This is a genomic window from Ferrovibrio sp. (assembly GCF_029255545.1).
Lineage (GTDB): Bacteria > Pseudomonadota > Alphaproteobacteria > Ferrovibrionales > Ferrovibrionaceae > Ferrovibrio.
In genome coordinates, this window is record NZ_JANLJJ010000037.1 from 1 (window position 1) to 4,535 (window position 4,535).

Here is a 4,535-nt window from a genome sequence, read left to right on the forward strand (position 1 = left end):
TGGCCGGGATCGGCACCGGCTTCTGCACGCCGCGCTCGACGAAGACATGCACGAAATGGCCGGTGGCGGCGGGATGCGGATCATTGGCGCGGAACAGCGCGATCTCGTGGCGGGCCGAGGAATTGCCGAGCTTCACCGTGCGCAGGCAGCCCTCGATGGTCTCGGGGTAGTTCAGCGACTTGTGGAAGCGGCAGCCGCTTTCCACCAGCAGGCCGATGATTGTGTCGTTGACCATGTCGAGCCCGCCGAAGCGGATCATGTAGTCGTTCACCAGCGTGTCGAAGTAAGCGTAATACTGCACGTTGTTGACATGCTGGTAGACGTCGATGTCGGAAAGCCGGGTCGGGATCATCAGGCTGTGGCGGTAATTCGCCCGCACTTCCAGCTTGGGGTCGAGAACCTCGCTCATGTCGCTTACAGTGCCTGTTCGTAGATCTTCAGCGCGTCGTCGTAGCCGACCTCGCGCGGGTTGTTGACCAAAAGGCGCTGCTGGTTCATCGCGTCTTTCGCCAGCATCGGCAGGTGGTTGTGGCTGATGCCGACCTGGCGCAGCTGTTTTTCCAGCTTCACGGCGTCGATGATCGATTCCAGCTCGGCCAGCAATGCGCCGGCGCCGGCGGATGCCGTTGAGAAACTTTTTCCGGGAAGGAGGATCGGCGCCAGCTCGGCATATTGCGCCGCCGCCGTGTCGACCGCGAGGTTGAAGCGCAGCACATGCGGCAGCATCAACGCATTCGAAAGCCCATGCGGCACATGGAAATGCCCGCCCACGGGATAGGCCAGGGCATGCACCGCCGCTACCGGCGCGTTGGCAAACGCCATGCCGGCCAGCATGGCACCCAGCAGCATGTCGGAGCGCGCCTTGCGGTCCTTCGCGCCGGCCTCGGAACAGACATGACGGATATTGCCTGACAGCAGGCGCAGGGCCTCGCGCGCCAACGCATCCGACATCGGATTCTTTTTATGCCTGGTCGTATAGGCCTCGATGGCATGCACCATGGCATCCACGCCGGTCGCCGCCGTCACATGCCGAGGCAGGCCCAGCGTGAGATCGGCATCGAGCAGCGCGATATCGGGCAGCAGCAGCGGCGAGACCACACCCTTCTTTTCAGATTCACCCGTGGTGATGATGGCAATGCCGGTGACCTCCGATCCGGTGCCGGCCGTGGTGGGCACCTGGATCAGCGGCATGCGGCTGCCCTTCGCATTGCCGACGCCATAGACCTCGGAAAGCTGCTGGCTGGCGCGCGGCAGGAAGGCGACCAGCTTGGCGATATCCATCGACGAGCCGCCGCCGAAGCCGATCACGCCGTCGGCACGGAAGTCCTTCGCCGCCGCGACGGCCTCGTGCACCAGTTTTTCCGGCGGGTCGGCTTCGGTTTTGTCGTAGATCGAGACGGCAATGCCGGCGGCCTTCAGGCTGTCCAGCGCCGCCCCGGGCAGGCCCAGCTTCATCACGCCCGGATCGGTGACCAGCATGGCCCGGGTGATGCCCAGTTCGCCCGCCAGGGCGCCCAGTTTCGCCGAGGCGCCCGGCTCGCAATAGACCCGCCGCGTGGTCTCGAAACTCAGGCTGCTCATCCCGACCTCCCGCAATTCATGATGTTTTCCAGACACTAGCACCCGTTCGCCGGGATCGGCCAGCCTTCCCCGGCGGGAGGGCCGGCCGAGGGTTGCAACCCATTGTCCCGCTACATTCGCTGAATTGACTAAGCTTTTGCCGGCCCTTAGAGTCCTGCCCTTCCCGCCAGCCCGGCCGCGTCAAAAAGCCGGGGCTGGCGTCATCGTTTCAGGGGCCCGTCGCCAGTCCGTGTTTGTCATGTGACGGGGCCGCAACCACAGGAGCCGTGCCGTGAGCGAAGCATTGATGTCGACCTACGCGAGGACGAACCTCGCGTTCGAGCGGGGCGAGGGTCCTTACCTCTACACCGCCGACGGTCGACGTTATCTCGACTTCGGCTCCGGCATCGCCGTCACCGCGCTGGGCCACAGCCATCCGCATCTGGTGAAGGCCATCCAGGAGCAGGCCGCCAAGCTGTGGCATGTCTCCAACCTGTTCCAGATCCCGGAGCAGGAAAAGCTGGCCCAGCGGCTGGTCGAGCATTCCTTCGCCGACAAGGCCTTTTTCTGCAACTCGGGCGCCGAGGCGAACGAGGGCGCGGTGAAGATCGCGCGCAAATACTTCTCCGCGAAGGGCCAGCCGGAGAAATACCGCGTCATCACCTTCGACGGCGCCTTCCACGGCCGCACGCTGGCCATGCTGGCGGCGACCAACAACAAGAAATACCTGGAAGGCTTTGGCCCGGTGGTCGAGGGTTTCGACCATGTGCCGCTGAATGACCTGAAGGCGCTGAAGGCCGCGATCACGCCGGAGACGGCGGCGGTCATGATCGAGCCGATCCAGGGCGAGGGCGGCATCCGCGCCGTGCCGACCGAGACGTTGCGCGCGATCCGCCAGATCTGCGACGAGCACAAGCTGCTGCTGATCCTGGATGAGGTGCAGACCGGCATGGGCCGCACCGGCAAGCTGTTCGCCTATGAATGGGCCGGCATCACGCCCGACATCATGACGCTGGCCAAGGGCCTGGGCGGCGGCTTCCCGGTCGGCGCGATCCTGACCACCGACGAGGCCTGCTCGGGCATCAAGCCCGGCACCCATGGCACTACCTTTGGCGGCAACGTCATGGCCATGACGGCGGGCAACGCCGTGCTGGACGTGATGCTGGAGCCCGGCTTTTTCGACGGCGTGCAGAAGCGCAGCTCGTATTTCCGCCAGCAGCTCGCCATGCTGGCCGACCGCTACCCCGAGGTGATCGAGGAAGTGCGTGGCCAGGGCTTTTTGCTCGCGGTGAAGAGCAAATGCGTGAATTCCGACTTCCAGGCCGCGATCCGCGACGAGCATGTGCTGGGCGTGACGGCGAGCGACAACACCGTGCGCCTGCTGCCGCCGCTGACCATCCCGGAAAAGGACCTGGCGGAAGGCATCCAGCGCATCGAGGCGGCGTGCCAGAAGCTGCAGGCGAAAGCCCAAAAGGACGCGGCCGGGGAAGCGGCATGAACGGCGTGCGGCATTTCCTCGATCTCGACCGGATTCCGGCCGAGACGCTGCGCGGCATTTTAAGCCACGCGGCGAGGATGAAGGCCGGCCGCATGGGTCGGCCAAAAGGCTGGATGGAGCCCGACCGGCCGGCCGCCGACCGCATCCTGGCGATGATCTTCGAGAAACCCTCGACGCGCACGCGGCTGTCGTTTGACAGCGCCATGCGCCAGCTGGGCGGCGAGACCATCGTGGTGCGCGCCGACGAGCTGCAGATCAACCGCGGCGAAAGCATCGCCGACACGGCGAAAATCCTGTCGGCCAATGTGGATGCCATCATGATGCGCACCGGCAAGGCGCAGAACCTGGCCGACCTGGCGGCCAATGCCAGCGTGCCGGTGATCAACGGCCTGACCGACGACAGCCATCCCTGCCAGGTGATGGCCGACGTGCTGACGTTCGAGGAAAAGCGCGGTCCGATCCGCGGCCGCAAGCTGGCCTGGGTCGGCGACGGCAACAACATGGCCACCTCGCTGATCCATGCCGCCGTGCTTTTCGGCTTCCGCCTCGACCTGGCCTGCCCGGCCGAATTGCAGCCGGACGCGAAAGTGCTGAAATGGGCGGCCGAGCGCCAGGGCCAGATCAACGTGAGCCATGATCCGGCCCAGGCCGCGGCCGACGCCGATTGCCTGATCACCGATACCTGGGTGTCGATGGGCATGAAGGACGCCGAACGGCGGCACAAGATCCTGGCGCCCTATCAGGTCAATGCCGCGCTGATGGCCAAGGCGGCGAAAGACGCCATCTTCATGCATTGCCTGCCCGCCCATCGCGGCGAGGAAGTGACGTCCGAGGTGATCGACGGGCCGCAATCGGTGGTGTTCGACGAGGCGGAAAACCGCCTGCATGCCCAGAAGGCGATCCTCGCCTGGTGTTTCGGCGCCTGAGCCGCATTATATTGGCCGCGTGAGTACGCTTCCCCTTCACGACGACCTGTCGCTGCCGTTCCAGATCGAGCAGTGCGACGTGCGCGGCCGCCTGGTGCGGCTGGGCCCGGCGATCGACCGCATCCTGAGCCGGCATGCCTATCCCGAGCCGGTGGCGCATCTGCTGGCCGAGGCGATGACGCTGACCGCCACCATGGCCACGGCCTTGAAATTCGATGGCGTCTTCTCGCTGCAGGCCAAGGGCGACGGCCCGGTCTCGACCCTGGTGGCCGATTGCCGCGCGCCGGGGCATCTGCGTGGTTATGCCAGTTTCGACGCCGAACGGCTGGAAGGCCTGGAAATCGGGCCGGGCGGCAACCGCGCCCTGGTGCCCCTGCTGCTGGGCAAGGGTTACCTCGCCTTCACCATCGACCCGCAGGGCGAAGAGATGGAGCGGTATCAAGGCATCGTGGATTTGTCGGGCAACACGCTGGCCGAGGCCGCCCATGCCTATTTCGCCCAGTCGGAGCAGCTCAATGCCCGCGTCGTGCTGGGCGCCGCCCATCGCAAGG

The 4,535-nt window shown here is 65.5% G+C and carries 5 protein-coding genes; 3 read left to right on the top strand and 2 right to left on the bottom strand.

Translation table 11 applies throughout. The annotated features are described in order from the left end of the window. Both Q1J79_RS06970 and Q1J79_RS06975 read right to left on the bottom strand, forming a co-directional pair. Positions 1-409, bottom strand: a 409-nt coding sequence (locus Q1J79_RS06970) for a thioesterase family protein (protein WP_300298452.1), incomplete at its 3' end; no start/stop codon positions are given. Between the two features lie 5 nt (positions 410-414). Further along, positions 415-1,581, bottom strand: coding sequence for an iron-containing alcohol dehydrogenase (locus tag Q1J79_RS06975; protein WP_300298454.1), 1,167 nt, complete (start codon positions 1,579-1,581; stop codon positions 415-417). 271 nt (positions 1,582-1,852) lie between these two features. Between Q1J79_RS06975 and Q1J79_RS06980 the strand changes: the two genes are divergently transcribed. From Q1J79_RS06980 to Q1J79_RS06990, 3 genes are all read left to right on the top strand, one after another. Next, entirely contained in the window at positions 1,853-3,058 is a 1,206-nt protein-coding gene (locus Q1J79_RS06980) for an aspartate aminotransferase family protein (protein ID WP_300298457.1), read from the top strand. Further along, positions 3,055-3,984: an ornithine carbamoyltransferase gene (gene argF / locus Q1J79_RS06985; RefSeq protein WP_300298459.1), complete on the top strand. Its 930-nt coding sequence runs from the start codon at positions 3,055-3,057 to the stop codon at positions 3,982-3,984. Before Q1J79_RS06980 ends, argF begins: the two co-directional genes overlap by 4 nt. A gap of 19 nt (positions 3,985-4,003) precedes the next feature. Beyond that, the coding region (locus tag Q1J79_RS06990; RefSeq protein WP_300298462.1) for an Hsp33 family molecular chaperone HslO at positions 4,004-4,535 on the top strand (532 nt) is incomplete at its 3' end.

Excerpts from the sequence above, each read along its gene's own strand:
- Q1J79_RS06975 (WP_300298454.1), bottom strand. The coding sequence starts at position 1,581 with ATGAGCAGCCTGAGTTTCGAGACCACGCGGCGGGTCTATTGCGAGCCG.
- argF (WP_300298459.1), top strand. The coding sequence starts at position 3,055 with ATGAACGGCGTGCGGCATTTCCTCGATCTCGACCGGATTCCGGCCGAG.